This is a genomic window from Variovorax sp. AC194, assembly GCF_979257995.1.
Genome location: NZ_OZ409823.1, coordinates 1,810,142 through 1,833,445 on the forward strand (window position 1 = coordinate 1,810,142; position 23,304 = coordinate 1,833,445).

Genomic DNA, 23,304 nt, shown 5'->3' on the forward strand with positions numbered 1-23,304 from the left:
CCTCTGATCAGGATTCCGCCGGTTCGATCGGCACGCGGCGCTCGCGCACCGTGAGCCATGCACCGGCGGCGCCGCAGACCGCGATCATCGAAATGCCGATGAGCGAATAGCGGTCGGGCACTTGGGAAAAAATGAGCCAGCCGCCCAGCATGGCAAAGGCGATCTGCGCATAGAGATACGGCGTGAGCGTGGAGGCGGGCGCGCGCTGGTAGGCCAGGATCAGGATGAAGTGACCCACCGTGCCCATGAATCCCATGAGGCACAGCAGCGCCCACCACTCCCACGAAGGCAGGGCGGTCCATGCGAAAGGCAGCGCGAGCGACGCGATGAGCGCGCCGACCCAGCCGGTATAGAAATGCATCGTGAGCGGATTCTCGGTCTGCGCGAGCTTGCTCGTGAGCACCTGGAACCAGGCGTTGGTCAGCACCAGACCGATCGGCAGAAGAATGGCCCAGCTGAACGCATCGCCGCCGGGCCTCAGGATCACCAGCGTGCCGATGAAGCCGCCCGCCACCAGCGCCCAGCGCAGCGGCGAGACGTACTCCTTGAGCGTGGTCGCCGCGAGCAGCGTGATCACCAGCGGCGCGATCAGCACGATCGAGGTGAATTCGGCCAGCGGCATGTAGCGCAGGCTGAGGAAGGCCAGCGTGCTCGACACCAGCAGCAACGCGCCGCGCAGCAGCTGGTAGCGCGGGTGCCGGGTGCGCAGCAGCGCCGTGCCACGCAAGGGCAGAAGCACCGCCGTGGTGGCGACGGCCTGGAACGCATAGCGGAACCACACGCCCATCAGGATCGGCACGCCGGCTGTCGATGCCTTGGTGGCCGTGTCGAGCGTGGCGAAGCAGGCCACCGCAACGATCACCATGCCGATGCCCGCGAGGATGCGTTCGGACTCCTTGCTGCGGCTCATCTGCTGCGCCGCGCGTGCATTCGCCAACGCAGCGCTGGCCGCGCCGTCGATGCCGGGCCCGGGGCTCTGGCTCACTGCTGGATGCGGTGGCCGAGCAGTTCCCACACCGGCGTCAAGGCGCCAGGCAACGGTGGCAGCTTGCCGAGATCGCAGTGGCTCTCGTCGGGGCTGTGGAAATCGCTGCCGCGGGATGCGGCGAAATCGAACTCGAGCGCCTTGTCGGCGTACTCGACATATTCGGCCGGGGTGTGGCTGCCGGTGACCACCTCGATCGCCTGGCCGCCATGCGCCTTGAACTCGAGGAACAGCGCGTACTCCTCGTTGGCCGAGAACTTGTAGCGGCCCGGGTGCGCGATCACGGCCATGCCCTTGGCGGCGGTGATCCAGTGCACCGCGTCCTTCAGCGACGCCCAGCGGTGCGGCACGTAGCCCGGCTTGCCTTCGGTGAGGAACTTGCGGAACACCTCGGAGGTGTCGCGGCAGTGCCCCTGCTCGACCAGAAAGCGCGCGAAGTGCGTGCGCGAGATGAGTTCGGGATTGCCGACGAATTTCAGTGCGCCTTCGTACGCGCCATGGATGCCGACCTTGGCCAGCCCCTCGGACATTTCCTGCGCGCGCTTGCCGCGGCCGCCGCGCGTGTCGTAGAGGCCCTGCGTCATCGCGGCGTCGTCGGGGTCGAAGCCCAGGCCGACGATGTGCACGGTTTCGTTCGCGAAGGTCACCGAGATCTCGGTGCCCGTGAGGTAGCGCATGCCGTTGTCGCGCGCCGCGGCCGCTGCGCGGTGCTGGCCGCCGACCTCGTCGTGGTCGGTGAGGGCCCACAGCTCGACCCCGTTGGCGGCTGCGCGTGCAGCCAGTTCTTCGGGCGTCAATGTGCCGTCGGAGACCACGGAGTGGCAGTGAAGATCGGCATTGAGAATGGAGGACACCCCGCCATTCTAGGGGGTCTGGAACGCTGATGCGGGCGCATGGATGCTGTGTGAGACGCTACTAAATAAATAGCATTAACGTGACACGGGATGCGGGCTCGCGAGGTGTGAAGAAACCGTAGCGAGCGCCTTGAGCTCGCAGCGAGGACCGCAACCGTACTCCGTACGGTGAGGACCGCAGGTGCGAGATCGAGGCGCGCAGCAGGTTTATTCGCACCTCGTCAGCGCTTCTTGCGGAATGCCGCCCATGCCGCCACCGCGGTGAAGCTCGCGACGATCGCCACCACGATCCAGAACCCGTGCTTGTGCTCCGCCAGCGGAATGCCGCCCACGTTCATGCCGAACAGGCCCGCCAGGATGTTGATCGGCAGCGCCAGCACCGTCACCACCGTCAGCACGAAAAGGCTGCGGTTGTTGTCCTCGTTGACGTTGGCGGCGATCTCTTCCTGCAGGAGCTTGATGCGCTCCTGCAGCGCCTGCATGTCGCGCAGCACCACCGAGAACTCCTCGGTCGAGCCGCGCAGCGCCTGCGCATCGGGCTCCGACATCCATGACGGCGGCCCTTGCAGCAGCCGGAACAGCGCGGCCGGCTCGGGCGCCAGCAGCCGCTGCAGCCGCACCAGCAGGCGCCGCAGCACCCCGAGGCGCGCGCGCTTGTGGTCGAGCCGGCCGGCGAGCAGTTCGTCTTCGATGTGGTCGATGCGCGAGGTGACGCCGCGCACGATCTTCACCAGCACGTCGGCCTGCGCGCGCAAGAGGTGTTCGAGCAGTTCCGTGCTCGAGCGCGGCGCATCGCCTGCCTTCACCGCCGTGCGCAGCGCATCGACCGAGCGCAGCGGCTTGGTGCGCGCCGTGACCACCAGGCGCGGGCCCACGCTGATCCACAGCGTGGAGATATCGGAAGGCTCGAAGCTGAACTCGAAGTGCACGTCGTTGATGACCGCGATCAGCGAGTCGTCCGCGCGCTCGATGCGCGTGGAGGGCAGGCCGTCGTGCAGCGTCTCGTAGAACGTGTCGGAGAGATCGGCATGCCGCACGAGCCAGCGCTCGGCCTGCGCGTGGCTCAAATTGAAATGCAGCCACACATACGCGCCACCGCCGTCATCGACAGCGGCGTCTTCGGGCTGCGCGCCGAGCCACGCCGCCGCCTCTGCCGAATCGATGGCGCGCGCGGGCTCGGGCGCCGCGGCGTCGAACAGGTAGCCGCAGATCAGCCCGGCTTCGTCGCCGCCATAGGACTGGGCGGCGAGATCATGGAATGCCGACAAGGTGCGTGATCAGAAAAGACGGGTGAAGAGCCAGTAGAGCGAGCCCGACAGCAGCATGGCCACCGGCAGCGTCAGCACCCAGGCGAGCGCCAGGTTGCGCAGCGTGGACATCTGCAGGCCCGAGCCGCTGGCCGTCATGGTGCCGGCCACGCCGGAGGAGAGCACGTGCGTGGTCGAGACCGGCAGGCCATACATGTCGGCCGCGCCGATGGTGAGCATGGCCACCACTTCGGCCGATGCGCCCTGCGCGTAGCTCAGGTGCGTCTTGCCGATTTTTTCGCCCACGGTGACCACGATGCGCTTCCAGCCGATCATCGTGCCCAGGCCGAGCGCGATGGCCACGGCGATCTTGACCCACAGTGGAATGAAGCGCGTCGCATCGTCCAGTTCCTGGCGGAAGGCGTTGACCCGCAGTTGGGTCTCTTCGTCGAACTTCGCGGCGCCGCTCTTGTCGAGGTGGCGAATGGCCTCGGAGGCCAGGTACATGTCGTTGCGCACGTTGGCGACGGCCTCGGCCGGCACCGCGGCGAGCGAGCCGTGCTCGCGCACCTGCTGGCCGATGCTGCCGGCGGTCGCGGCCAGCGCGGGCAACACCTTGTCGTTGAACTCGCGGGTGCGCACATAGGTGGAGAGCGCGTCGCGCGAAGCCGCCGGCGTTGCCGCAGGAAGTGCCGGCAGCGAGGTCGGCACGCTGCGGTTGAGCGCGTTCTGCGCCATCTCGGCCACGGCCACGAACTTGACCGTCTCGTTGGCGGGCATCGCGCGGTTCAGCGCATAGGCCATCGGCACCGTGCCGACCAGGATCAGCATGATCAGCCCCATGCCCTTTTGTCCATCGTTGGAACCGTGCGCGAACGACACGCCGGTGCAGGTGAGGATCAGCAGACCACGAATCCACCACGGGGGCGGCGTGTTGCCCTTGGGCTCTTCATACAGCGCGTGGTTCTTCACGAAGGCGCGCAGCGCCAGCAGCAGCAGCGCCGCGCAGCCGAAGCCCACCATCGGCGAGAGCAGGAGCGAATAGCCCACTTTGGTGGCTTGCCCCCAGTCGACGCCGCTGGTGCCGTCGCGCCCATGCATGAGCGCGTTGGCAATGCCCACGCCGATGATCGAGCCGATCAGCGTGTGCGACGACGACGCCGGCAGCCCCAGCCACCAGGTGCCCAGGTTCCAGATGATCGCGGCGATCAGGAGCGCGAACACCATCGCGAAACCCGCGCCCGAGCCCACCTGCAGGATGAGCTCCACCGGCAGCAGCGCGATGATGCCGAAGGCCACCGCGCCGCTGGACGCCAGCACGCCCAGGAAATTGAAGAAGCCCGACCACACCACCGCGAAGTTGGGCGGCAGCGAGTGCGTATAGATCACCGTGGCCACCGCATTGGCCGTGTCGTGAAAGCCGTTGACGAACTCGAAGCCCAGCGCGATCAGGAGCGCCACGCCCAAAAGGATGTAGGGCACCCAGGTCGTCATGGGCGCGCCCGAGGCCGTGACGTCGCCCACCAGGCTCCACGCCGTGAAGAGCAATCCCGCGGCCAGCAGGCCCACGAAAGTGATCAGCGTGACCGGACCGGGCTTGGCATCGAGCTTGGGCCGGTGCGCCTCTGTGGGCGCGGCCGGCATCTCCGTATTCGGGGCGGCGAGCGTGTTCATGGGCGGTTTTTTTAGGGTGTTGGAGTGGCTGCACATGGTGTTCGCGCCATGTGACAACGGCGTGTCGGCCTACGAAAAGCCGCCGCCAAACCGTCACGCCGCAGTCATACGGGGCGTGCAGCATGCTTTTTTCTTCCTCTCACTTCCTTCTTCTTCATCATGCTGCCGAGCGCCCTTCCCGACCACGAAGACCTGATGCAACGCATCGCCCGCGACCTGATCGACAGCTACGACGAAGAGCTCGAGCTGGAGATCGAAGACCGCAACATCGACGGGCTCGACCCCGCCGCCGTGGTCGCGACCGACAAGGCCGCGCGCCAGGCCTATTTCAAGGAGCTGTTCCGCCTGCAGGGCGAACTGGTCAAGCTGCAGGACTGGGTGCAGCACAGCAAGCAGAAGGTCGTCATCCTGTTCGAAGGCCGCGATGCGGCGGGCAAGGGCGGCGTCATCAAGCGCATCACCCAGCGCCTGAACCCGCGCGTGGCCCGCGTGGCCGCGCTGCCCGCGCCCAACGACCGCGAACGCACGCAGTGGTACTTCCAGCGCTACGCGGCGCACCTGCCGGCGGCCGGCGAGATGGTGCTCTTCGACCGCAGCTGGTACAACCGCGCCGGCGTCGAGCGCGTGATGGGTTTTTGCAGCGACGACGAGTACGAGGAGTTCTTTCGCACCGTGCCCGAGTTCGAGAAGATGCTCGTGCGCTCGGGCATCAAGCTCATCAAGTACTGGTTCTCCATCACCGACGACGAGCAGCACATGCGCTTTCTCGGCCGCATCCACGATCCGCTCAAGCAGTGGAAGCTGAGCCCCATGGACCTGGAGAGCCGCCGCCGCTGGGAGGAATACACCAAGGCCAAGGAAATCATGCTGGAGCGCACCCACATCCCCGAGGCGCCGTGGTGGGTGGTGCAGGCGGTCGACAAGAAGAAGGCGCGCCTGAACTGCATCAGCCACCTGCTGGGCCAGCTGCCCTACCAGGAAGTGGCGCATGCGCCGGTCGAACTGCCGGCACGCGTGCGCCATGACGATTACCTGCGTCAGCCCGTGCCCGCCAACATGATCGTTCCGGAGATTTACTAACCCCCAGTCTTCGCGCACTTCGTGTCGCTACGCCAACCCCCTTGCAGGGGGCAACACCAGCGGGCCGGCAAAGCCGGTTCCGCGGTGTTCCTGGATTGAACTCTCGTTTGGCCGCCCGGCGCTTTGCCTTCACACTGCGCCATGGCCCGTCGTTCCACCGCTTCCGTCTTCGCCCGCGCCTACCAGCGCAACCTGAAGGCACTCACGAAGATCACGCTGAGCAACAGCAAGCGCGTGGCGGGCCAGGTGCAGCGCGCGACCGCCAAGCGCCTGAAGCCGCCGCCCGGCAAGGGCGACTGGCTCAGCGGCATGGCAATCGGCGCGGGCGGGGCGCGCGGCTATCACCTGTTTCGCCCCGCGGGCCTGCAACTCGAGCCCGGCGAGAAGCTGCCGCTCATGGTCATGCTGCACGGCTGCGGCCAGACCGGGCGCGACTTCGCCGCCAGCACGCGCATGAACGCGCTCGCGGCGCGCCAGCGCTTCCTGGTGCTCTACCCCGAGCAGGACCGGCTGGCCCATCCCCAAGGCTGCTGGAACTGGTACGAGCGCCGCTCCGGCAAGGCCGACGCCGAAGCCGCGACGCTGATGGCCGCGGTCGACCAGGCCTGCATGCTCTACCCCGTGGACCGCGAGCGCATCGCGCTGGCCGGACTCTCGGCCGGCGCCAGCATGGCGGCGCTGGTCGCCACGCGCTACCCGCAGCGCTTTCGCGCCGTCGTCATGCATTCGGGCGTGGCGCCCGGCGCCGCGAAATCGTCGGCCACAGCGCTCGGCGCGATGCGCGGCCAGAACGTGCCGCCGATGCCCGTCACCGCGGTCGGCAAGGCGATGGGCGCCGCGGCCGTCTTCGCGACGCTGCCGCCGATGCTCGTGCTGCACGGCGATGCCGATGCGGTGGTGGCGCCGAGCAACGCCGTCAACAGCGCGGCCGTGTGGGCGACGGCCGTGGGTGCGCGGCCCGGGCTGCCGCGCGACGTGCAGCGCGGCAAGCGCCGCCCGATGCGCGTGACCGACTTCAAGCGCAAGGGCCGCACGGTGGTGTCGCTGTGCGAGATCGCGGGGCTCGGGCATGCGTGGAGCGGCGGTGCGTCCAGGCTGCTCTTCAGCGACGCGGCCGGACCCGATGCCACGCGCATGACCTGGGCCTTTGCGACCACGCAGTTCAGGCACGCGGCCAAGGCGGCCTGAAGAAGCTTCTCAGGCCGCGACGCTTTCGCGCGCCGCCGCGCGCCACGCACCGGGCGCCATGCCCTTCTCGCGCTTGAAGGCCTTGCTGAACGCGGCTTCCGATTCATAGCCCACCGCGCCGGCGATGGTGCCCAGCGCCGCGTTGCCCTGGCCCAGCATGTTGCCGGCCTTGAACATGCGCCACTGCGTGAGGTATTCCAGCGGCGCCTGGCCCACGCGCTCGCGAAAGCGCTGCGCGAAGGCCGAGCGCGACAGGCTCGCGGCGGCGGCCAGGGCTTCAACAGTCCAGTCGCGCGCCATGTCCTTGTGCATCGCGCGCAGGGCGGGGCCGATGCGCACGTCGGCCAGTGCGGCCAGCCAGCCCGTCTGCGAATCGCCGGCGGCCGCGACGTGCGCGCGCACCGCCTGCACGAACACGATGTCGGCCAGCCGGCTCACGAGCAGGCCGGAGCCCAGGCCGGGCTCGCCGGTTTCCATCGCGAGCAACTGCAGGGTGCCCTGCAGCGCGAGGGCACGGGCCTGTTCCATCTTCACGTGCAGCAGCACCGGCAGCAGGTCGAGCAGGGGGCGCGCGGCGCGCTGGTCGAAGTGGAACCAGCCGCAGATCACCGACGCTGCGGTGCCCGTTCCGCCGAGTTCGACGAGGCCGCCGATGCGGTCGCGAATGACCGATGCGCAACTCACCGTGGGCGTGTTCGGCTGGTCGCGCAGCACGTAGGGCGTGCCGTGCGCCAGCACATAGCAGTCGCCCGCGGCGAGCGCGACGGGCTGGTCCACGCCCTCGACTTCCAGCAGGCAGCCGCCGCGCACCACGAGGCCGAACCGCGCGCTCTCGCCGCCGGCCAGGCTCACGCCCCAGGGCGCGCCGGCTTCGAGCCGGGCATACAGGGCGCTGCGCACGCGCATGGCCGCGAAAACGTCGTCGAGCGGGTCCAAGAAGGCTCCTGTGGCGGTGGACGAATGGACAAGATTGTCGGCTTTGCAGGCATTCACTGTCCACCACCCGAGGCAGAAACTGCAGTCTCACTCTCTCAACCCCGGAGCAGACCATGAATGCCAACACCAACTTCGCCGAACTCGCCGACCGCTACGTCGCCCTCTGGAACCTGACGGACGCAGGCGCCCGCCGCGATGCCATCGCCAGCCTCTGGGTGCCGCAGGGCGAGCACTACGTACGCACGCTGCAGGCCAAGGGCTACGAGGCGCTGGTGCAGCGCGTCACCAGCTCGCACGAAAAGAATGTGCGCGACGCCGGCTTCGTCTTTCGCGCCACCGGCGATGCCCAGATGCTGCGCGACACCGTGATGTTTCATTGGCAGATGGTCCCTGCCGCGGGCGGTGCGGTCGCTGCGGTCGGGCTGGAGTTCCTGCTGCTGGCCGAAGACGGCCGCATCGCCATCGACTACCAGTTCATCCTGCCGACGCCCACCGCCTGATCGCCCGATCGTCTGAAAGAAGGCCGGCCATTACCTCGGAGGTCATTGCCGCCAGCTGCCGTCACTCCAACACTCGAGCCCGACATGACCCCTTCCAACCCCGCCGCTTCTACGACATCGCTTTCTTCCCCGGGCATTCACGGCGCGGTCGCGGCGAAGCCCGGCCCGCTCGCCCTGTGGGTCATGCTCAGCGGCACCTTCCTGGTGGTGCTGGACTTCTTCATCGTCAACGTCGCGCTGCCCTCGATGCAGCGCGAGCTGCTCGCGAGCACCGCGACCTTGCAGCTGGTGGTGGCCGGCTACGGCCTGGCCACGGCCGCGGGCCTCATCACCGGCGGCCGGCTCGGCGATCTCTTCGGCCGGCGCCGCATGTTCATGCTCGGCCTCTTGCTGTTCACGCTGGCCTCGGCCGCCTGCGGCGTCGCGCCGAATGCCGAGTGGCTGGTGGCGGCCCGCGTGCTGCAGGGCCTGGCCGGCGCGCTGCTGCAACCGCAGGTGCTCGCGATGATCGGCCTGGCCTACACCGGCGAAGACCGTGCGCGCGCCTTCGCGGCCTACGGGTTCACGCTGGGGCTCGGCGCCACGCTGGGGCAACTGGTGGGCGGGCTGCTGATCCATGCCGACCTGGCGGGGCTGGGCTGGCGCGCGTGCTTTCTCATCAACGTGCCCATCGGCCTCCTGGCATTGGCGCTGGCGCCGCGTGTCATTCCGCCGCTCAGGAACGCAAGCAACAGCAAGCTCGACCTGGTCGGCATGCTGATCGTTGCAGCAGGCTCCGTCGCGGTGGTGCTGCCGCTGGTGGAAGGGCGCGAGCAGGGCTGGCCGCTGTGGAGCTGGCTGTGCCTCGCGGCAGCGTTGCCGCTCCTGGCCGCCTTCGGGTTCCAGCAGCGCCGACTCGCCGCGGCAGGCGGCGCGCCGCTGGTGGCGCCCGCGCTGCTCGCGAACCGCCGCTTCGTCATGGGCCTGTTCACCACGCTGGCCTTCTACATCGGCAACGCGTCGCTGTACTTCGTGCTGGCGCTCTACCTGCAGCAGGGCCTGGCGCTCGGTCCGCTGACCTCGGGCATCGTCTTCACGTCATTGGCGATCGGCTTCTTCGCGACCTCGATGGCCGGCGCGCGCATCGCACGCCGCTTCGGCGGCAAGCCGCCCATCGCGCTCGGCGCGCTCGTGCTGGCCGCGGGGCATGCGCTGCAGTTCGTCAACGTCGCGGGATGGCCTGGCCATGCGCACCTGATCGCCTGGATGGTCCCGGTGTTGCTGTTGCAGGGCGCAGGCCTCGGCATGGTGATGGCGCCGCTGGTGTCCACCGTGCTGGCCGGGCTGCCGCCGCAGCATGCGGGCGTGGCGTCGGGTGTGCTGTCGATGGTGCAGCAGGCGAGCAACGCGCTGGGGGTGGCGCTGATCGGCATCCTGTTCTATGGGCGGCTCGGCGCTTTGACCGATGGGGCGAACTACGCCGCTGCGTTCGGCGTTGCACTGGTTTATCTGACGGCCTCGGCGCTGCTGGTGGCCGTGCTGTATCGCAGAGTCGTGCGGTAGCGGCTGCCCGGAAGCGTCGAGGTTCCGTCTCTCATCCTCAGGAGCGGGCGGCCGGTCCTTCGACGAACACATCCGAGTGGAAGTCGCCCGCGTCGAGTCCGCGATGCCGCACCGCCGCGTCACGCACCGCGTTCACCATCGCCGGCGAGCCACAGCAATAGAGCTCGTGTCCCTTCAGGTCCGGACAGGTGGCCAGCAACGCTTCGTCGGCACGACCCGCGAAGTCACCGTCACCTGCCGCGCCGTCGTCACTCAGCGCGCTGACAAAGCGCATCTGCGGCCATTGCTTCTGCCAACGCGCGACCGCCGTTCGCAGGTAGATGCCGTCGGCCTGCCGCGCCGCCCAGATCAGCGTGATGGGCCGGTCGATGCGCCGCTTGAGCATGTCGTCCAGGATGGACTTCACCGGCGCGAAGCCGGTGCCGCCCGCCACGAACACCACGGGCCGCGCCTGTTCCTCCTGCAGCGAGAACGCGCCGAAGGGTAGCTCGATGTCGACGAGCTCGCCGGCCGTCAGCCGCGGCACGCGCGCGCTGAACGCGCCGCCCGGCACGTGGCGCACATGCAGCGTGACGGCATCGCTCTCATGCGGCGCGTTGGCCATGGAGTAGCTGCGCGTGCTGCCGTCGGGCAGCGAAAGTTGCAGGTACTGCCCGGCCCTGAACTTGGCGCGTTGCCCCGTGGGCAGGCGCAGCTGCAGCACCGACACGTCGGGCGCGGCCAGTTCGTTGCGAAACACCTTCGCCGTGAAGCGCTTGCGCGCGGCGGGGTCGATGCGGCGCATCGCGGTCGGCGCGATCTCGATGTCGCCGCGCGGCGCGCACATGCAGAACAGCACCTGGTCCGGCAGGCAGGTCTCGTTGGTGAGGGCGCCCGTGCCGATGGCCGCCACCTCGCCGCGAACCACCGCGCCGGCGCAGTTGCCGCAGACGCCCTTGCGGCACGAGTAGGGCAGTTCGATGCCGGCGCGCGCGGCCGCGTCGAGCACGCTTTCATTGCCGGCGCATTCGAAGGCGACGTCGCTGCCCGTGACGGCGATGCGATGGCTCATGCCAAGCCTCCCGACAGCAGCGCGATGGTGCGCAGCAGGGCTTCCGGATCGGCGATGCCGCGCCCCGCGATGTCCATGGCACTGCCGTGACCGACGCTCGAGAGCAGCGCGTCGGCGCCGATGCTGAGCGCACTGGCTGCCTGCGGTGCGAGCAGCTTGACGGGGATGTGGCCCTGGTCGTGCAGCATCGCCACGTAGAGGTCATGACTGCGTTGCGCCAGCAGCATGTCGGCGCCGGCGGGGCCGTCCACGCGAAAGCCTTCGGCGCGTAGCGTCTCGACAGCGGGCACCACGATGGCCGCGTCCTCCGGCCCGAACAGTCCGCCTTCGGACGCATGCGGGTTGATGCCGAACACGCCGATCGACGGATCGGCCGCGCCCAGCAGCGCGCAGGCCTTGGCCCCCGCGCGAACGGCATGCGCGACCAGTTCCGGTGTCAGCCGGTCGAGCGCGGTGCGCACGCTTTCATGCAGCGTGACATGCACGATGCGCAGCCCGCCGCCCACCAGCAGGAGGAACACGTGGTCTTCGGGCACACCGCACACGCGCGCGACCAGCGACGGGTAGCCGCTGAACGCGATGCCCGCCTGGTGGATGGCGGTCTCGTGGTGCGGGCAGGCCACCACCGCATCGACCTCGCCGCGCCGGCAGGCTTGCATCGCGGCGGTGGCGGAAGCGACGGCCGAGGCGCCTGCCGCCGCATCGATGCGGCCGGGCACCGCGGCGCTCGCGGGCAGTTCGCCTGCGTTCACGAGCCGCACGTCGCGCAGCAGCGCGGCCATGCCCAGCGCTGCCGCCGTGCGTTCGAACACGCTGGCCGGGCCGTAGAGCGTGATGCGCGCGCGGTCGGCCTCGGGCAGCGCGGCGAGCGCCTTCAGCGCGATCTCCGGGCCGATGCCGTTGGGGTCGCCGGCGGCCAGCGCGAGTTGTCGGGAAAAAGGGGCCTGCATGGTCACAGCGGCAGCGCGAGCAGCGTGTCGGTCACGGTGCTGTCGCACACGGCCACGCGCGACTGCAGGCGCAGTTGCCCGTCGTGCCGCACGAAGCGGTCCTGGTAGACGCCGGTGGCGAACACCTCGGTCTGCCCCGTGGCCATGATGCGCGCCACGAGGAAGGGCGTGCGCGCCTCCGCGAGTTCGGCATCGGCCTTCTGCACCAGCGGCATGCCCAGCAGGTGCCGGTAGCGCTGGCGCTCGTAGATGTTGGCTTCGCGCAGCGCGGCGATGCGGTCTTCGAGCATCGCGCGCGAGTCGGCGTAGACGATGCCGGCCGCGAGGCCTTCGCGCTCGTTCTCGATGTGGGTGATGCGGTAGTGGCAGTCTTCGGTGAAGAAGCCGGGCCATCGCTCCAGCGCATCGCTGTCGATGGCGTCGGCGTAGGCCGCGTTGAAGGCGCACAGCGCCAGCAGGTCGATCATGTGGGAGTCCTCGTTCTTCGGATGCGGCTCGGGGCTCAGGCACCCATGTGCTGGCGGTAGGCCTTCCAGAAGCCGCGCACCGAGGCCTCCGTGGCACGGCCTTCGCCGGAGACGGCCGTATCGCCGCCCATCTCGACGACGGCCTCGTGGTCCGCCGCGCCCGCGATGCCGCGCTGCACGAAGCCGCCGACCGCGCCGTCTTCCATCGAGATGAAACCGGCGGGCCCCACGAGGTTCGACTGCTTCAGGCGCACCTTGCGCTGTGCTGGGGTGTCGTCGGCGTAGCCGATGTAGGTCCAGTTGAGCTCGGTGCGCGCCGTGCCCTTGGGCAGCACCTGGCGCACGGCCAGGCAGTTCTGGATCTGCTGCAGCACGAAGCCGGGGAACGCCGAGAGAATCTGCAGCGTCACGCCGTCGTCGTACTCCTTGAAGCCGGCCAGCACGCTCGGGTCCTTCAGGCGGTAGCGGTCGTTGTCGGAGCGAAGGGCCTGCTCCTTGTACGAAGCGTCCTTCTCGGCGGCCGTGTCGATCATCGAGAAGCTCACATGGTGGCCGCCGGTCTCGTCCACGATCACGCCGCCTTTCTGCGACAGGCGGTTGAGCTCGAAGGTGGTGAAGAACATGTGCAGGAGGCTCGCGTGGTAGCTGTCCTTGACGTTCTCCACATAGAGCTTCCAGTTGTTGGGCAGCGCCTGCGTGAAGCGGCCGATGACCTCCACCGGCTTGTGCAGCACGCGCTCGATGCGCTGGCAGATCTCCTCGCCCAGGTACTCCTCGATCGAGGGCACGTCGTCGCTGAAGCTGCCGAACACCAGGCCCGAGAAGCTCGCGATGCGCAGCTTGCGCGGGCCGTGCGCCTCCTTGCAGAAGCTCGCGGGCATGCCGCCCTGGCCCTTGACGCCCTTCTCGAAGGCCACGCCCGTGAGGTCGCCCTGGCGGTTGTAGCTCCACGCGTGATACACGCACTGGAAGTTGTCGCTGCGGCCCGATTTCTCGAGCGCGATCAGCGCGCCGCGGTGCGCGCAGCGGTTCTCGAAGGCGTAGATCTCGCCGTCGTCGTCGCGCACCACCACCACCGGCGTCTCGCCCGCGAAGGTGGTGCGGTAGCTGCCGGCGTCGGGCAGCTCGGCCTCCAGGCAGAGGTAGTTCCACACCGGGCCGCGGAAGATGCGCACCTGCTCGTCGGCGGCGAGCTGCGCGTCGCTGTACACGGCGAACGGAATGCGCGTGAGGCCGGGGCCGGACCAGTGGACCGGTTGGGGTTGGATGTCGTTGTGCATGAGGGTTCTTCGCTGGGTCGCTTATTCCATGGTGACCTTGGCGGCCTGGATGACCTTGTGCCACTTGGCCGATTCGACCTGGATGAACTGGCCGGTGCGGGCGCTGTCCCAGCCGCGCGGCTCGGCGCCTTGCTCGGCGAATTTCTGCTTCACGTCGGGCAGCGCGAGCGCCGCGGCCATCGCCTTCTGCGTGGCATCGACCGTGGCCGCGGGCGTGCCCGGCGGCGCCACGACCGCGAACCAGGTGACCGCGTTCATCGCGGGCAGCTTCTGCTCGGCGAAGGTGGGCACGTTGGGCAGCGCCTTGGAGCGCTGCTCGTCGGCCACCGCGAGGATGCGGACCTTGCCGGTGCGCTCGAACTGCAGCGACGAGGAGACGTTGTCGAAGAACACGTCCACCTGCCCGCCGATGAGATCGACCAGCGCGGGCGCGGTGCCCTTGTACGGCACGTGCGTCATCTCGGTGCCCGTGAGCTGCATGAAGAGGCTGGCCGTCAGGTGCGAGGTGGTGCCGTTGCCCTGCGAGGCGAAGCTCACCTTGCCGGGGTTGGCCTTCAGGTAGGCGATGAACTCGGCCACGTTGTGCACCGGCAGCTTGGGGTTGACCACCAGCACGTTGGGCACGGTGGCCAGCACGGTCACGGGCACCCAGCGCGTCGGGTCGAACGCGAGCTTCTTGTACAGGTGCTGGTTGATGGCGATGGGCGCGGGCGGCGAGGCCAGCAGTGTCTTGCCGTCGGGCTCGGCGCGGTAGACCACGTCGGCGCCGATGTTGCCGCCCGCGCCGGTGCGGTTCTCCACCACCACGCCCGCGGGGTACAAATCGCGCAGCTTGTCGGCCACCACGCGGGGCAGGATGTCGGCGGTGCCGCCGGCGGGGAAGGGCACCACGAGGCGTGCGATCTTGTTGTCGTTCTGTGCGTGGGCCTGCGCCTGGAGCAAGCCTGTCAGGCAAGCGCAGGCCAGCAGCGCAAGCGTGCGCCGGGTGAGTCTCTGGAACATTGGCTGTCTCCGTGTTCTTCGTGCATCGAGGGGATTCCAGTGTCTCTTTGCCAGGGCGTGCGCAACAAGCTAGATTTGCGCAATGCGCAAAAACCAGGCGAGTTCTCCTAGCGAGGAGGCCACACCCGACAAGAATTTCGTGGCCTCGCTGCAAAAGGGCCTCGACGTGCTGACCTGCTTCGGCCGCCAGCACAGCCGCCTCACGGTGTCGGAAGTGGGGCGGCTCACGCAGAGCTCGCCGGCATCGGCGCGCCGCTCGCTGCTCACGCTGCAGACGCTGGGCTACCTCGACAGCGACGGCAAGCGCTTCTGGATGCTTCCGAAGGCGCTGCTGGTGGCGCACGCGTACCTCGCTTCGCGGCCCGCGCCGTCGCTCGCGCAGCCGCTGCTCGATGCGCTGTCCGAGCGCACGCGCGAGTCGGCGTCGCTGGCCATGCTGCAGGGCGACGACGCGATCATCATCGCGCGCTCGACCGCGCGGCGCAGCCTGAGCACGGGGCTGGGCATCGGTTCGCGGCTGCCCGCGTACTGCGCGGCACTGGGGCGCGTGCTGCTCGCGGGCTTGCCGCCCGACGAAGCGGCGCGGCGCGTGCATGCCATGCCGCGACCGCGCCTGAGCCCACGCACCGTCACCGATGCCGATGAAGTGCTGGCGCTCGTCGCGCGTTGCCGCGAGGAGGGCTACGCCAGCAACGACGGCGAACTCGAACTGGACGTGCGCTCGATGGCCGTGCCCGTGTTCGACCGCGCGGGCCAGGTCATGGCGGCGATGAGCATCGCCGTGCGCGCCGAACGCATGACGCTGGCGGAGGTGCGCGAAACCTTCCTGCCCGCGTTGCGCAAGGCGGCCGGCAGCCTGGTGACGCGGCTGCACGCCGCGTGAATCAGGCGTGCGGCGCGCGGCCGATCACGAAGGTCACGAAGGTCACGAACTCGCCGGCCGCGGCCCCAGCGGCTTGCCGCCGGCACCGCCCCTGAAGGTCATCGGCGCCGCCGTCTGCACCTGCCCCACGCCCGGCTTGCTCCAGTCGCACACGCCTTGCGCGAAGGCCGCCTGCAGGCGCGACCATTGGAGCGGCGAGAAGGTGACGGGCGCGTAGTCGGCCGCGGCCAGCGGCTTCAGCTGGCACTTCAGGATGTCTTCCGCGAGCGGTCCGCCGGCGACCTGGCGCGGCGAGCCTTGCGGCAAGAGCACCGGGTCGGCATCGCAGGTCGCCGTGTTCAGCACCTTGGTGGAGAACGTCGTGTCGGCCGACAGGTAGCACAGGTCCGATGCGGATGCCGGCTTCGCGGCGGCCACCTGCTGCTGCGTGCGCTCCGCGTTGGTCCATTCCTTCGGGCTCGCCGTCACGAGGCCCGTGAGCCACGCATCCATCGCGAGGAACGCTTCGACGGGAATGGAAGGCGGCGTGCCCGCCGGACCGAAGCGCCACAGCGCATGGTTCGCATGCCCGCCGGCCGCCGCATCGATGCGGGCCCGGTGCGCGTAGCTGCGCCAGTATTGGTGGATGCCGGCCTGGCCGATCGGAAGGTTGTAGGTCTCGTCGTAGGCGCGCAGGTCGATCGTCGCGACCTTGGCGAGATTGCCGCCGGGCGAGACGAGCCCGGCGCGGTAGGCGATCGAGAGCGAATCGGCATCCGCCACGGCGCGCGCGGTGGAGAGGTTGCCGTCCGTGTCCTGGCCGCCGACCTTCTCGTTGAGCGTGACGAATTCTTCCGCCGAGATCGCGCCCGACTTCAGCGCCTTCAGGCCGTACTGGATGCCCACGTTGTCCAGGTTGCTCAGCCCGCGCACGCCGCTGGGCGCGAGCGCGTTGGCCGTCGTGCCGTAGACGCTCGATGCGCCGTCCGTGATGCCGCAGCGCGGCCCCGTGGGATTGCCCGCGGGGTCGTAGACCAGGGAGGCCGGGAGCTGGCAGTTGTTGGTCGGCGCGCCGCTCGGCACGATCGCGCCGGTGGCGTTGTCGGCCACGGCCAGCGGCGTGTAGTTGCCGGCTTTCAGGAGGCCGCCGAAGAAGGTGAGCCAACCGTGGCAGGCGGTGTGGTCCAGGTGCCCGTTGATCGCTTTCTTCTTCGCGTTGACCTGCACCGGGGTCGCGCCCGCCTGCAGGGCCGTCCACGCAGGCGACTGGTAGAAGTTGACCAGCTGCACGCAGTCCATCACCTCCATCGCGGTCGTCTCGGAGTCGGCGAAGTCCACGCCCAGCTGCGTGCCGTCGATCACGCCGGGCAGCAGCGAGGCCACGCTGTTCTGGTTGATCGCGCCGCCCGAGCCGCCGTTGCCCATCATGTAGAGCACCTCGCCGTAGCTGTCGATGACGTGCTCTTTCATCATCAGCGTCGTCTCGGCCACCAGGTAGCGGTTTCCGTTGAGTTGGGAGTCGGTCATGCTGTTGTCCACGACCATGAAGCCGCGCGACAGCGCCGCATCGTCGGCCCAGTTCTGCGACGAGCGGAACTGCAGCCGCGGAAAGCCGGTGCCCGCGCCGAACGAATAGAGGAGCTTGCGGTTCCACTGCGGTTGCGGAGCGGTCGCGGTCCAGGGGGCGGCCGGGTCGAACAGCACGGCGATGTCGTAGATGCCGCGGTTGATCGTGCCGCGCTCCACGCGAACGATGTAGGGCACCTTTGCGCCGGTCGTCGTGGTGGTGCTCGCGACCGCCGATGCGGACGTGGTGCCCGCCACATAACGCTGCAGGCACGAGTTGGCCGGCGTCGGAGGAACGGGCCCGCCCGCGGTGGCGGGGCTGGGGTCTGGCAGCACGAACGCGCAGCCGCCGTCGCCCGGCGCCGCCGTCACGGGGGTGAGCGTGCGATAGAAGAGCTTGAACTCGGTGGCGATGCTGCACTGCGCATCGGTGGCGCTGGTCGAGAGGCCGCTGGCGTTCGACGCGGGCGTCGCCCCCGCGCCGGCCGTGGGCGCCGGCGTGGCGCAGACGTACGGCGTGAATTGCGTGCTCGAGAGCACCGGCCCGCTGCGCGGCGCGTTGACGACCGTGAGCGTGGCTTCGCGGTTGAGCTTGGTGCTCGCCTTGATCGTGTTCGGTCCTACCGCGAGGCCCGTGGCCAGCCCGGTGATGCGGCCGTCGGCGCGCCGGGCGAACGCATCGGTGATGTCCTTGCCGTTCAGCGTGACCTTCAGGCCGCCGGCATTGCCGCCTTCGGGCACCAGCTCGACCAGCACGTCGCCGTCGCTGACCAGGTCGGCGCGGGTCGAGAGCGTGCGCACTTCCATGTGGCCGGTGGCACTGCCGTCGCCGCCGCTGCCACCACCGCCGCCGTTCCCGAAGTTCCAGGGGAACCCGCCGCCGCCACCACCGCCGCCGCAAGCGGCAAGCAGCAGGGACAGGCTCGCCGTCGAACCGGCCAGGCGCATCTGTCGGGGAATGCGCATCGGCGCGCGCGTCGGTCTTGTTGTCATGGTTTTTTGTCTCCTGTCCTGCGCTGCAGCGCACGCCCTTCGGGCCGGCCGGCCCGAACGAGGCGGCGCGCGCCTTGGACATGGAGATTCTTGGACGACCCGGCGCCGCCGGTCCTATCCCGGCGATGCCATTCGCATGACTTTCGGGACGCCTGAGGGTTTGCCCTTGGAGCGCGTCTCTCCCCGTTCAGGCGCCCATCGCATCGCCGCGCGCGCGCAGCACCCACGGCGTGGCCAGCAGCGCCAGCAGCCGCACGCGCGCAATCTCCTCGGGCGTCCAGCGCGCCCGTGTGCCCAGCACGTTGAAGGTGGCGGCGCACCGGCCGTCCTCCAGCAGCGGCACGTTCACCACGGCGCGCAGGCCCAGCGCGGCGATGAGCGCGTGGTCGTCGAACACCTGGGCCAATGCCGCATCGCCCTCGCCGATGAAGACCTCGGCGCGCACGAGCAGTTGCCGCGTCCACGGCGTGAGCGTCTTGCGCTTGCGGCCGGCCACCGGATAGGCCTGCGGGTTGGAGGACCAGAGGCGCTGCAGCTGCACTTCGTCCGGCGGATCGTCGGCGGTCGTCGCGTTCAGGTTCACCGTGAGCAGGCCCGGGCCGAGCAATGCGAGGCGCGCCGCCTCGATGTGCGCCATCGCGGCCTCGAAGGTGGCGGCGCGCGGCAGGGCGTCGCAGAGCGGCACGCAGACCGAGAGCGGCAGCACGTCCGCGTCCACGTCCAGCTCAGTCAAGCTTGATCCCCAGGTCCTTGATGATCTTGTCGTAGCGCTGGGTGTCCCTGCGCAGCGACGTGGCCAGTTGCTCGGGCGTGCTCTTCACCAGCTCGACGCCCATCGAATCCATGCGCGCGCGGACTTCGGGCACCGCCAGCGCCTTGTTGATCTCGGTGTTCAGGCGCGCGACCAGTTCGGCAGGCATGCCCGCCGGGCCGAACGCGGCGTACCACACGCTCATCTCGTAGCCGGGCAGCGTCTCGGCGACGGTGGGCGTGTCGGGCAGCAGCGAGGAGCGCTTGGGCTCGGTCACGGCCAGCAGGCGCAGCTTGCCCGCCTTCACGTGCGGCAGCGTCTGCGTGCCCGCGGAGAACAGCACCTGCGTCTGGTTGCCCACGGTGTCGAGCACCGCCGGCGCGCCGCCCTTGTAGGGCACGTGCAGCATGTCGATGCCGGCGGCCTTCTTGAACATCTCGGCGCTCAGGTGGTTGGTGGAGCCGCCGCCGGCCGAGGCATACGCGAGCTTGCCCGGGTTGGCCTTGGCATAGGCGATGAACTCGCGCAGGTTCCTGGCCGGCACCGATGGGTTGATGACCATCGTGTTGATCACGTTGGCCACCAGCGCGATGGGCGTGAAGTCGTCCGTGCCGTTGAAGGGCATGCCGGGCATGAGCGTCGGGTTCATCGCGTGCGTGCTCATCGAGCCGATGAGGAGCGTGTAGCCATCGGGCTTGGCCTTGGCGACGAAGTTCGAGCCGATGTTGCCGGAGGCGCCGACGCGGTTGTCGACCACCACCGGCTGGCCCATCGACTTGGTGAGCTGCTCGGCGATGGCGCGCGCCAGGATGTCGGTGGAGCCGCCCGCGGCCCACGGAACGATCAGCGTGATCGGCTTCTCGGGATAGGCGGCGAAGCCGGCCTGCACGGTACAGGTGAGGGCCAGCACAAGCAGGCCCCGCAAGACACGTTGGAACATGGTGATGAAGTCCTTGGAACGAAATTGAATAAGGCGAAAGCGCGTCAGCGACCCACCGCGTAGCCCTGCATGCCGCGCGGATTGGCGCCGGCGCGCAGCACGAGCCGGCCTTGCGCATCGCGTTCGCGGCTGCAGGCGGACATGCGGCTTTCGGACCAGGCATCGCCGACCTGCACGCGGTGGCCCATCGCACGCAGCGCGTCGATCGTCTCGGGCTCGAAGCGCGATTCCAGCGTGAGCGTGTTGAGCGTGGTCTGGCGCGGCCAGAACGAGCTGGGCGCGTGCTTGACGTGCCAGGCCGGCGCATCGATGGCCTGCTGCAGGTTCATGCCGTGCACCGCATGGCGCAGGAAGAAGCCGACCGACCACTGGTCCTGCTGGTCGCCGCCGGGCGTGCCGAAGGCCATGTAGGGCTCGCCGTCGCGCAGCGCCATCGACGGCGACAACGTGGTGCAGGGCGCGACGCGCGGCTCCACGGAGCCGGGCAGGCCTTCGTCGAGCCAGCTCATCTGCAGCCGGGTGTTCAGCGCGAAGCCCAGCGCCGGAATCGTCGGGCTCGACGACAGCCAGCCGCCCGAGGGCGTGGCCGCGACCATGTTGCCGTGGCGGTCGACCACGTCGATGTGGCAGGTGTCGCCCACGAAGAGTTCGCGCTCGGCCCATTCGGCGACCGGCGGCAGCGCGGCGAAGGTGGGCTCGCCGATGCCGAAGCGCGTGTCGGCGGTGCGCAGCGTTCGCGCGCTCACGTCCAGGTCGGGCAGGCGCGGCGCGAGGCCCAGGGGCGTACCGGGCCGCAGGACTTCGGAGGCGCGCTGCAGATCGACCGTCGCCCAGCGTTCGCGCAGGTAGGCCTCCGACAGCAGCGCCTCTTGTGCATCGCCGCGCGCGCCGGATGCCGTGCCGTACCACGCGAGCCGGTCTGCCAGCGCGAGCTTGGCGGCTTCGGTGATGCGATGCACGAAGCCCGCCGAGCCGGGCACATGGTGTTCGAGCCCGGCGTGGCGCAGCATGCCCAGCTGCTGCAGGAAGGCCGGCCCCTGGCTCCAGAAGCCGCACTTGGCGACCGTGTAGCGCCCGAACTCGGCCGTGAGCGGCGCCTCGGTGGCGACGCGCCATTCGGCCATGTCGTCGAAGCGCAAGAGGCCCGCGTGCGCTTCGCCGCTGCTGTCGCGCACGGGGGTGTCGCGGCAGTAGCGATCGATCTCACGCGCGACGAAACCCTGCTGCCAGGTGCGGATCGCCGCATCGATCACGCCAGTGCGGCCGCTGCCTTCGCGCTCGGCCGTCTCCACGATGCGGCTGTAGGTCGCGGCCAGCGCCGGCAGCCGGAACAGCGAACCGGGCTGCGGCAGCTTGCCGCCGGGCAGCCACACCTCGGCCGACGAATGCCAGTGTTCGATGAAGAGCCCACGCACCGCGAGGATCGCTTCGGCCACCCGCGGCACCAGCGGAAAGCCGTCGCGCGCATAGCCGATCGCCGGCGCCAGCACCTCGGCCAGCGACCAGGTGCCGTGCTCGCGCAGCATGGTGAGCCAGGCCGAGAAAGCGCCCGGCACCGTCGCACCCAAAAGGCCGATGCCCGGCACCTGCTCGAAGCCGAGCGCGCGGAAGGCCGAGGCGGTGGCATCGGCCGGCGCGCAGCCTTGTCCGCGCAGGGCGTGCATGCGCTGCTCGCGCTCGCTCCACAGCAGGATCGGCGCCTCGCCGCCGGGGCCGTTCAGGTGCGGCTCGACCACCTGCAGCACGAAGCCGCCCGTCACGGCGGCGTCGAAGGCGTTGCCGCCGCGTTCGAGCACGCCCATCGCAGTTTGCGAGGCGAGCCAGTGGGTCGATGAGGCGACGCCGAACGTACCGGCGATTTCAGGGCGGGTGGTGAACATGCGGCCGAGTGTAAAAACATCGGATAGCCGGAAGCACATATTTGCTGATGAATGCATGCATCGATTGCTATGGCTCTGAATTAGCATCCCGGCATGTCAGCGCCCACGCTCCAGCACCTCACGCCGCGGCTCAAGCTGCGCCATTTCGCGCTTCTGGCCGAACTCGAGCGGCAGCGCTCGGTCAGCCGCGCGGCCGAGCACCTGGGGCTCAGTCAGCCGACCGTCACGCGCGCGCTCGGCGAGATCGAGAACATCTTCATGACCCCGCTGTTCACCCGCAGCCGGCGCGGCCTGGAGCCCACGCCCGCGGGCCTCTTGGTACTGGCGCGGGCACGCGTGGCGCTGGCCGATGCGCAATCGCTCGGGCAGGACCTGGCCGCGCTCGGCACGGGGCTGCAGGGGCGGCTGCGCATCGGCGTGCTGCCGTTCCTCGCGCGCGCCACGCAGGACGCGGTCTGGCAGCACCTTTTGGCCGTGCGGCCGCGCCTGGGCTTCGTGGTCGAGGAGGCCACGACCCATGCGCTGGTGCAGGCCGTGCGCGCGCGCACGCTGGACTGCGCGATCTGCCGCTTCACCTCGGCCAGCGCCGAAGCCGGGCTGGCGCAGGAGTTTCTCTACACGCAGGAGCCGCGCCTTGTGGTGTCGCGCGCGGCCGCGCAGCGGCTGGCGCGGCGCGGGCTGGACTGGGAAGCCTTTGTGTCCCTGCACTGGATCTTTCCGCCGGAGGACACGCCGATCCGCCAGATGATCCATTCGATCTTCGCCTCGGCGGGGCAGCCGGTGCCGGTGCCTCTGCTGGAGGCCTATGCGCAGAAGACGCTGGTCTCGGTGCTGCGGCACATGCCCGACGCGGTCACCATCCTGCCCGACGACATCGCGCAGGAAGTGGCCGACGCGAGCGGCGCCCGCGTGATGCCCCAGCGCCTGCAATGGAACCTGCCGCCCGTGGGCGTGGTGCGGCTGCACGATGCGGCCAATGCGGGGATCGTGGATGCGATGACGAGGGCGTTGCAGGGCCTTCGCCGGGGGACGTAGATCCGCCGCTGCATCGGATGTTCGCGCGGCTGTGACCGCGTGCGCGTGGAAGGGAAGAGCCGCCAGCGCCTGCGGCTAGGATGGCTTTCCCCTCCGGGCAGCCGCTGCGCCAGCGGCTCGCCGAACCTCAGGTGCCCCATGGAATCCGAACTCAAATCGCTGGTCCAGGCCCTGCGCGACTTCGCGCAGGCCCGGGCCTGGGAGCCTTACCACTCCCCCAAGAACCTCGCCTCGGCGCTCTCGGTCGAAGCGGCCGAACTGCTCGAACATTTCCAGTGGCTCACCGAAGCACAGAGCCGATCGCTCGACGCCGAGAAGCGCGCCGAGGTCGGCGCCGAGATGGCGGATGTGTTCCTCTATCTGCTGCAGCTCGCCGACAAGCTCGGCATCGATCTGGTCGATGCGGCCCGAAGCAAGATGCTCGTCAACGCGCAGAAATATCCGGCCGACAAGACACGCGGCCTCTAGGTCCTGGGTCTTCCTGGCGTGTCCTCCAGGTATCGCGTGGCGATGCTTTCCTG

General features: G+C 69.3%; 21 protein-coding genes. 7 read left to right on the forward strand and 14 right to left on the reverse strand.

Going from position 1 to position 23,304, the window contains the following annotated elements; translation table 11 throughout:
- Positions 1 to 7: 7 nt before the first annotated feature.
- The 4 genes from ACZYRS_RS08780 to ACZYRS_RS08795 all read right to left on the reverse strand — a co-directional run bounded on the left by ACZYRS_RS08780 (position 8) and on the right by ACZYRS_RS08795 (position 4,760).
- Positions 8 to 985: a DMT family transporter gene (locus ACZYRS_RS08780; RefSeq protein WP_198785266.1), complete on the reverse strand. Its 978-nt coding sequence runs from the start codon at positions 983 to 985 to the stop codon at positions 8 to 10.
- Complete coding sequence (locus ACZYRS_RS08785; RefSeq protein ID WP_198785267.1) at positions 982 to 1,839, reverse strand: 3',5'-nucleoside bisphosphate phosphatase; 858 nt, start codon at positions 1,837 to 1,839, stop codon at positions 982 to 984. Before ACZYRS_RS08785 ends, ACZYRS_RS08780 begins: the two co-directional genes overlap by 4 nt.
- 221 nt (positions 1,840 to 2,060) lie before the next feature.
- On the reverse strand, positions 2,061 to 3,107 hold the full coding sequence (locus ACZYRS_RS08790; protein ID WP_463418906.1) for a transporter: 1,047 nt from the start codon (positions 3,105 to 3,107) through the stop codon (positions 2,061 to 2,063).
- Positions 3,108 to 3,116: 9 nt separating this feature from the next.
- Positions 3,117 to 4,760, reverse strand: coding sequence for an inorganic phosphate transporter (locus ACZYRS_RS08795; protein ID WP_463418907.1), 1,644 nt, complete (start codon positions 4,758 to 4,760; stop codon positions 3,117 to 3,119).
- A gap of 159 nt (positions 4,761 to 4,919) precedes the next feature.
- On the opposite strand from ACZYRS_RS08795, the gene ppk2 reads away from it, so the two are divergent.
- Together ppk2 and ACZYRS_RS08805 are read left to right on the forward strand one after the other, a co-directional pair.
- The gene (gene ppk2 / locus ACZYRS_RS08800) at positions 4,920 to 5,840 is read left to right on the forward strand and encodes a polyphosphate kinase 2 (protein ID WP_463418908.1); all 921 of its coding nucleotides are present in this window, start codon (positions 4,920 to 4,922) and stop codon (positions 5,838 to 5,840) included.
- A 141-nt stretch (positions 5,841 to 5,981) separates the two neighbouring features.
- Positions 5,982 to 7,028, forward strand: a complete 1,047-nt coding sequence (locus ACZYRS_RS08805; RefSeq protein WP_463418909.1) for an extracellular catalytic domain type 1 short-chain-length polyhydroxyalkanoate depolymerase — start codon at positions 5,982 to 5,984, stop codon at positions 7,026 to 7,028.
- Between the two features lie 9 nt (positions 7,029 to 7,037).
- Here ACZYRS_RS08805 and ACZYRS_RS08810 read toward each other — a convergent pair whose 3' ends face one another.
- Positions 7,038 to 7,964 carry an AraC family transcriptional regulator gene (locus ACZYRS_RS08810; RefSeq protein ID WP_463418910.1) on the reverse strand — a complete coding sequence of 309 codons (927 nt, stop codon included), beginning with the start codon at positions 7,962 to 7,964 and terminating at the stop codon, positions 7,038 to 7,040.
- Between the two features lie 113 nt (positions 7,965 to 8,077).
- Between ACZYRS_RS08810 and ACZYRS_RS08815 the strand changes: the two genes are divergently transcribed.
- Entirely contained in the window at positions 8,078 to 8,464 is a 387-nt protein-coding gene (locus ACZYRS_RS08815; protein ID WP_463418911.1) for a hypothetical protein, read from the forward strand.
- An 84-nt stretch (positions 8,465 to 8,548) separates the two neighbouring features.
- Positions 8,549 to 10,006, forward strand: coding sequence for an MFS transporter (locus tag ACZYRS_RS08820; protein WP_463418912.1), 1,458 nt, complete (start codon positions 8,549 to 8,551; stop codon positions 10,004 to 10,006).
- 37 nt (positions 10,007 to 10,043) lie between these two features.
- Here the strand turns inward: ACZYRS_RS08820 and ACZYRS_RS08825 are convergent, their stop codons facing one another.
- From ACZYRS_RS08825 to ACZYRS_RS08845, 5 genes are read right to left on the reverse strand one after another with little or no spacing between them, the layout of a single operon-like run.
- Positions 10,044 to 11,057 carry an FAD-binding oxidoreductase gene (locus ACZYRS_RS08825; RefSeq protein WP_463418913.1) on the reverse strand — a complete coding sequence of 338 codons (1,014 nt, stop codon included), beginning with the start codon at positions 11,055 to 11,057 and terminating at the stop codon, positions 10,044 to 10,046.
- Entirely contained in the window at positions 11,054 to 12,007 is a 954-nt protein-coding gene (locus ACZYRS_RS08830; RefSeq protein ID WP_463418914.1) for a PdxA family dehydrogenase, read from the reverse strand. The genes ACZYRS_RS08825 and ACZYRS_RS08830 overlap by 4 nt, the downstream gene beginning before the upstream one ends.
- Positions 12,008 to 12,009: 2 nt before the next feature.
- Positions 12,010 to 12,474 (reverse strand): aromatic-ring-hydroxylating dioxygenase subunit beta, encoded by a 465-nt coding sequence (locus tag ACZYRS_RS08835; RefSeq protein ID WP_463418915.1) that lies wholly within the window; start codon positions 12,472 to 12,474, stop codon positions 12,010 to 12,012.
- Between the two features lie 35 nt (positions 12,475 to 12,509).
- A complete protein-coding gene (locus ACZYRS_RS08840; RefSeq protein ID WP_463418916.1) occupies positions 12,510 to 13,754 on the reverse strand; it encodes a Rieske 2Fe-2S domain-containing protein in 1,245 nt (414 codons plus the stop codon).
- 21 nt (positions 13,755 to 13,775) lie between these two features.
- The gene (locus ACZYRS_RS08845) at positions 13,776 to 14,756 is read right to left on the reverse strand and encodes a Bug family tripartite tricarboxylate transporter substrate binding protein (RefSeq protein ID WP_463418917.1); all 981 of its coding nucleotides are present in this window, start codon (positions 14,754 to 14,756) and stop codon (positions 13,776 to 13,778) included.
- 82 nt (positions 14,757 to 14,838) lie between these two features.
- On the opposite strand from ACZYRS_RS08845, the gene ACZYRS_RS08850 reads away from it, so the two are divergent.
- A complete protein-coding gene (locus tag ACZYRS_RS08850; protein WP_463418918.1) occupies positions 14,839 to 15,639 on the forward strand; it encodes an IclR family transcriptional regulator domain-containing protein in 801 nt (266 codons plus the stop codon).
- A 42-nt stretch (positions 15,640 to 15,681) separates the two neighbouring features.
- Here ACZYRS_RS08850 and ACZYRS_RS08855 read toward each other — a convergent pair whose 3' ends face one another.
- From ACZYRS_RS08855 to ACZYRS_RS08870, 4 genes are all read right to left on the reverse strand, one after another.
- On the reverse strand, positions 15,682 to 18,177 hold the full coding sequence (locus tag ACZYRS_RS08855) for a DUF6351 family protein (protein ID WP_463418919.1): 2,496 nt from the start codon (positions 18,175 to 18,177) through the stop codon (positions 15,682 to 15,684).
- A 187-nt stretch (positions 18,178 to 18,364) separates the two neighbouring features.
- On the reverse strand, positions 18,365 to 18,910 hold the full coding sequence (locus ACZYRS_RS08860; RefSeq protein ID WP_463418920.1) for a GAF domain-containing protein: 546 nt from the start codon (positions 18,908 to 18,910) through the stop codon (positions 18,365 to 18,367).
- Complete coding sequence (locus ACZYRS_RS08865) at positions 18,903 to 19,868, reverse strand: Bug family tripartite tricarboxylate transporter substrate binding protein (RefSeq protein WP_463418921.1); 966 nt, start codon at positions 19,866 to 19,868, stop codon at positions 18,903 to 18,905. The genes ACZYRS_RS08860 and ACZYRS_RS08865 overlap by 8 nt, the downstream gene beginning before the upstream one ends.
- A gap of 44 nt (positions 19,869 to 19,912) precedes the next feature.
- Positions 19,913 to 21,748 (reverse strand): gamma-glutamyltransferase family protein, encoded by a 1,836-nt coding sequence (locus ACZYRS_RS08870; protein ID WP_463418922.1) that lies wholly within the window; start codon positions 21,746 to 21,748, stop codon positions 19,913 to 19,915.
- 93 nt (positions 21,749 to 21,841) lie between these two features.
- Here ACZYRS_RS08870 and ACZYRS_RS08875 point away from each other — a divergent pair, with 93 nt between their 5' ends.
- On the forward strand, positions 21,842 to 22,783 hold the full coding sequence (locus ACZYRS_RS08875; protein ID WP_198785284.1) for a LysR family transcriptional regulator: 942 nt from the start codon (positions 21,842 to 21,844) through the stop codon (positions 22,781 to 22,783).
- 138 nt (positions 22,784 to 22,921) lie between these two features.
- Positions 22,922 to 23,251, forward strand: coding sequence for a nucleotide pyrophosphohydrolase (locus ACZYRS_RS08880; protein WP_429612001.1), 330 nt, complete (start codon positions 22,922 to 22,924; stop codon positions 23,249 to 23,251).
- The last annotated feature ends 53 nt before the right edge of the window (positions 23,252 to 23,304 follow it).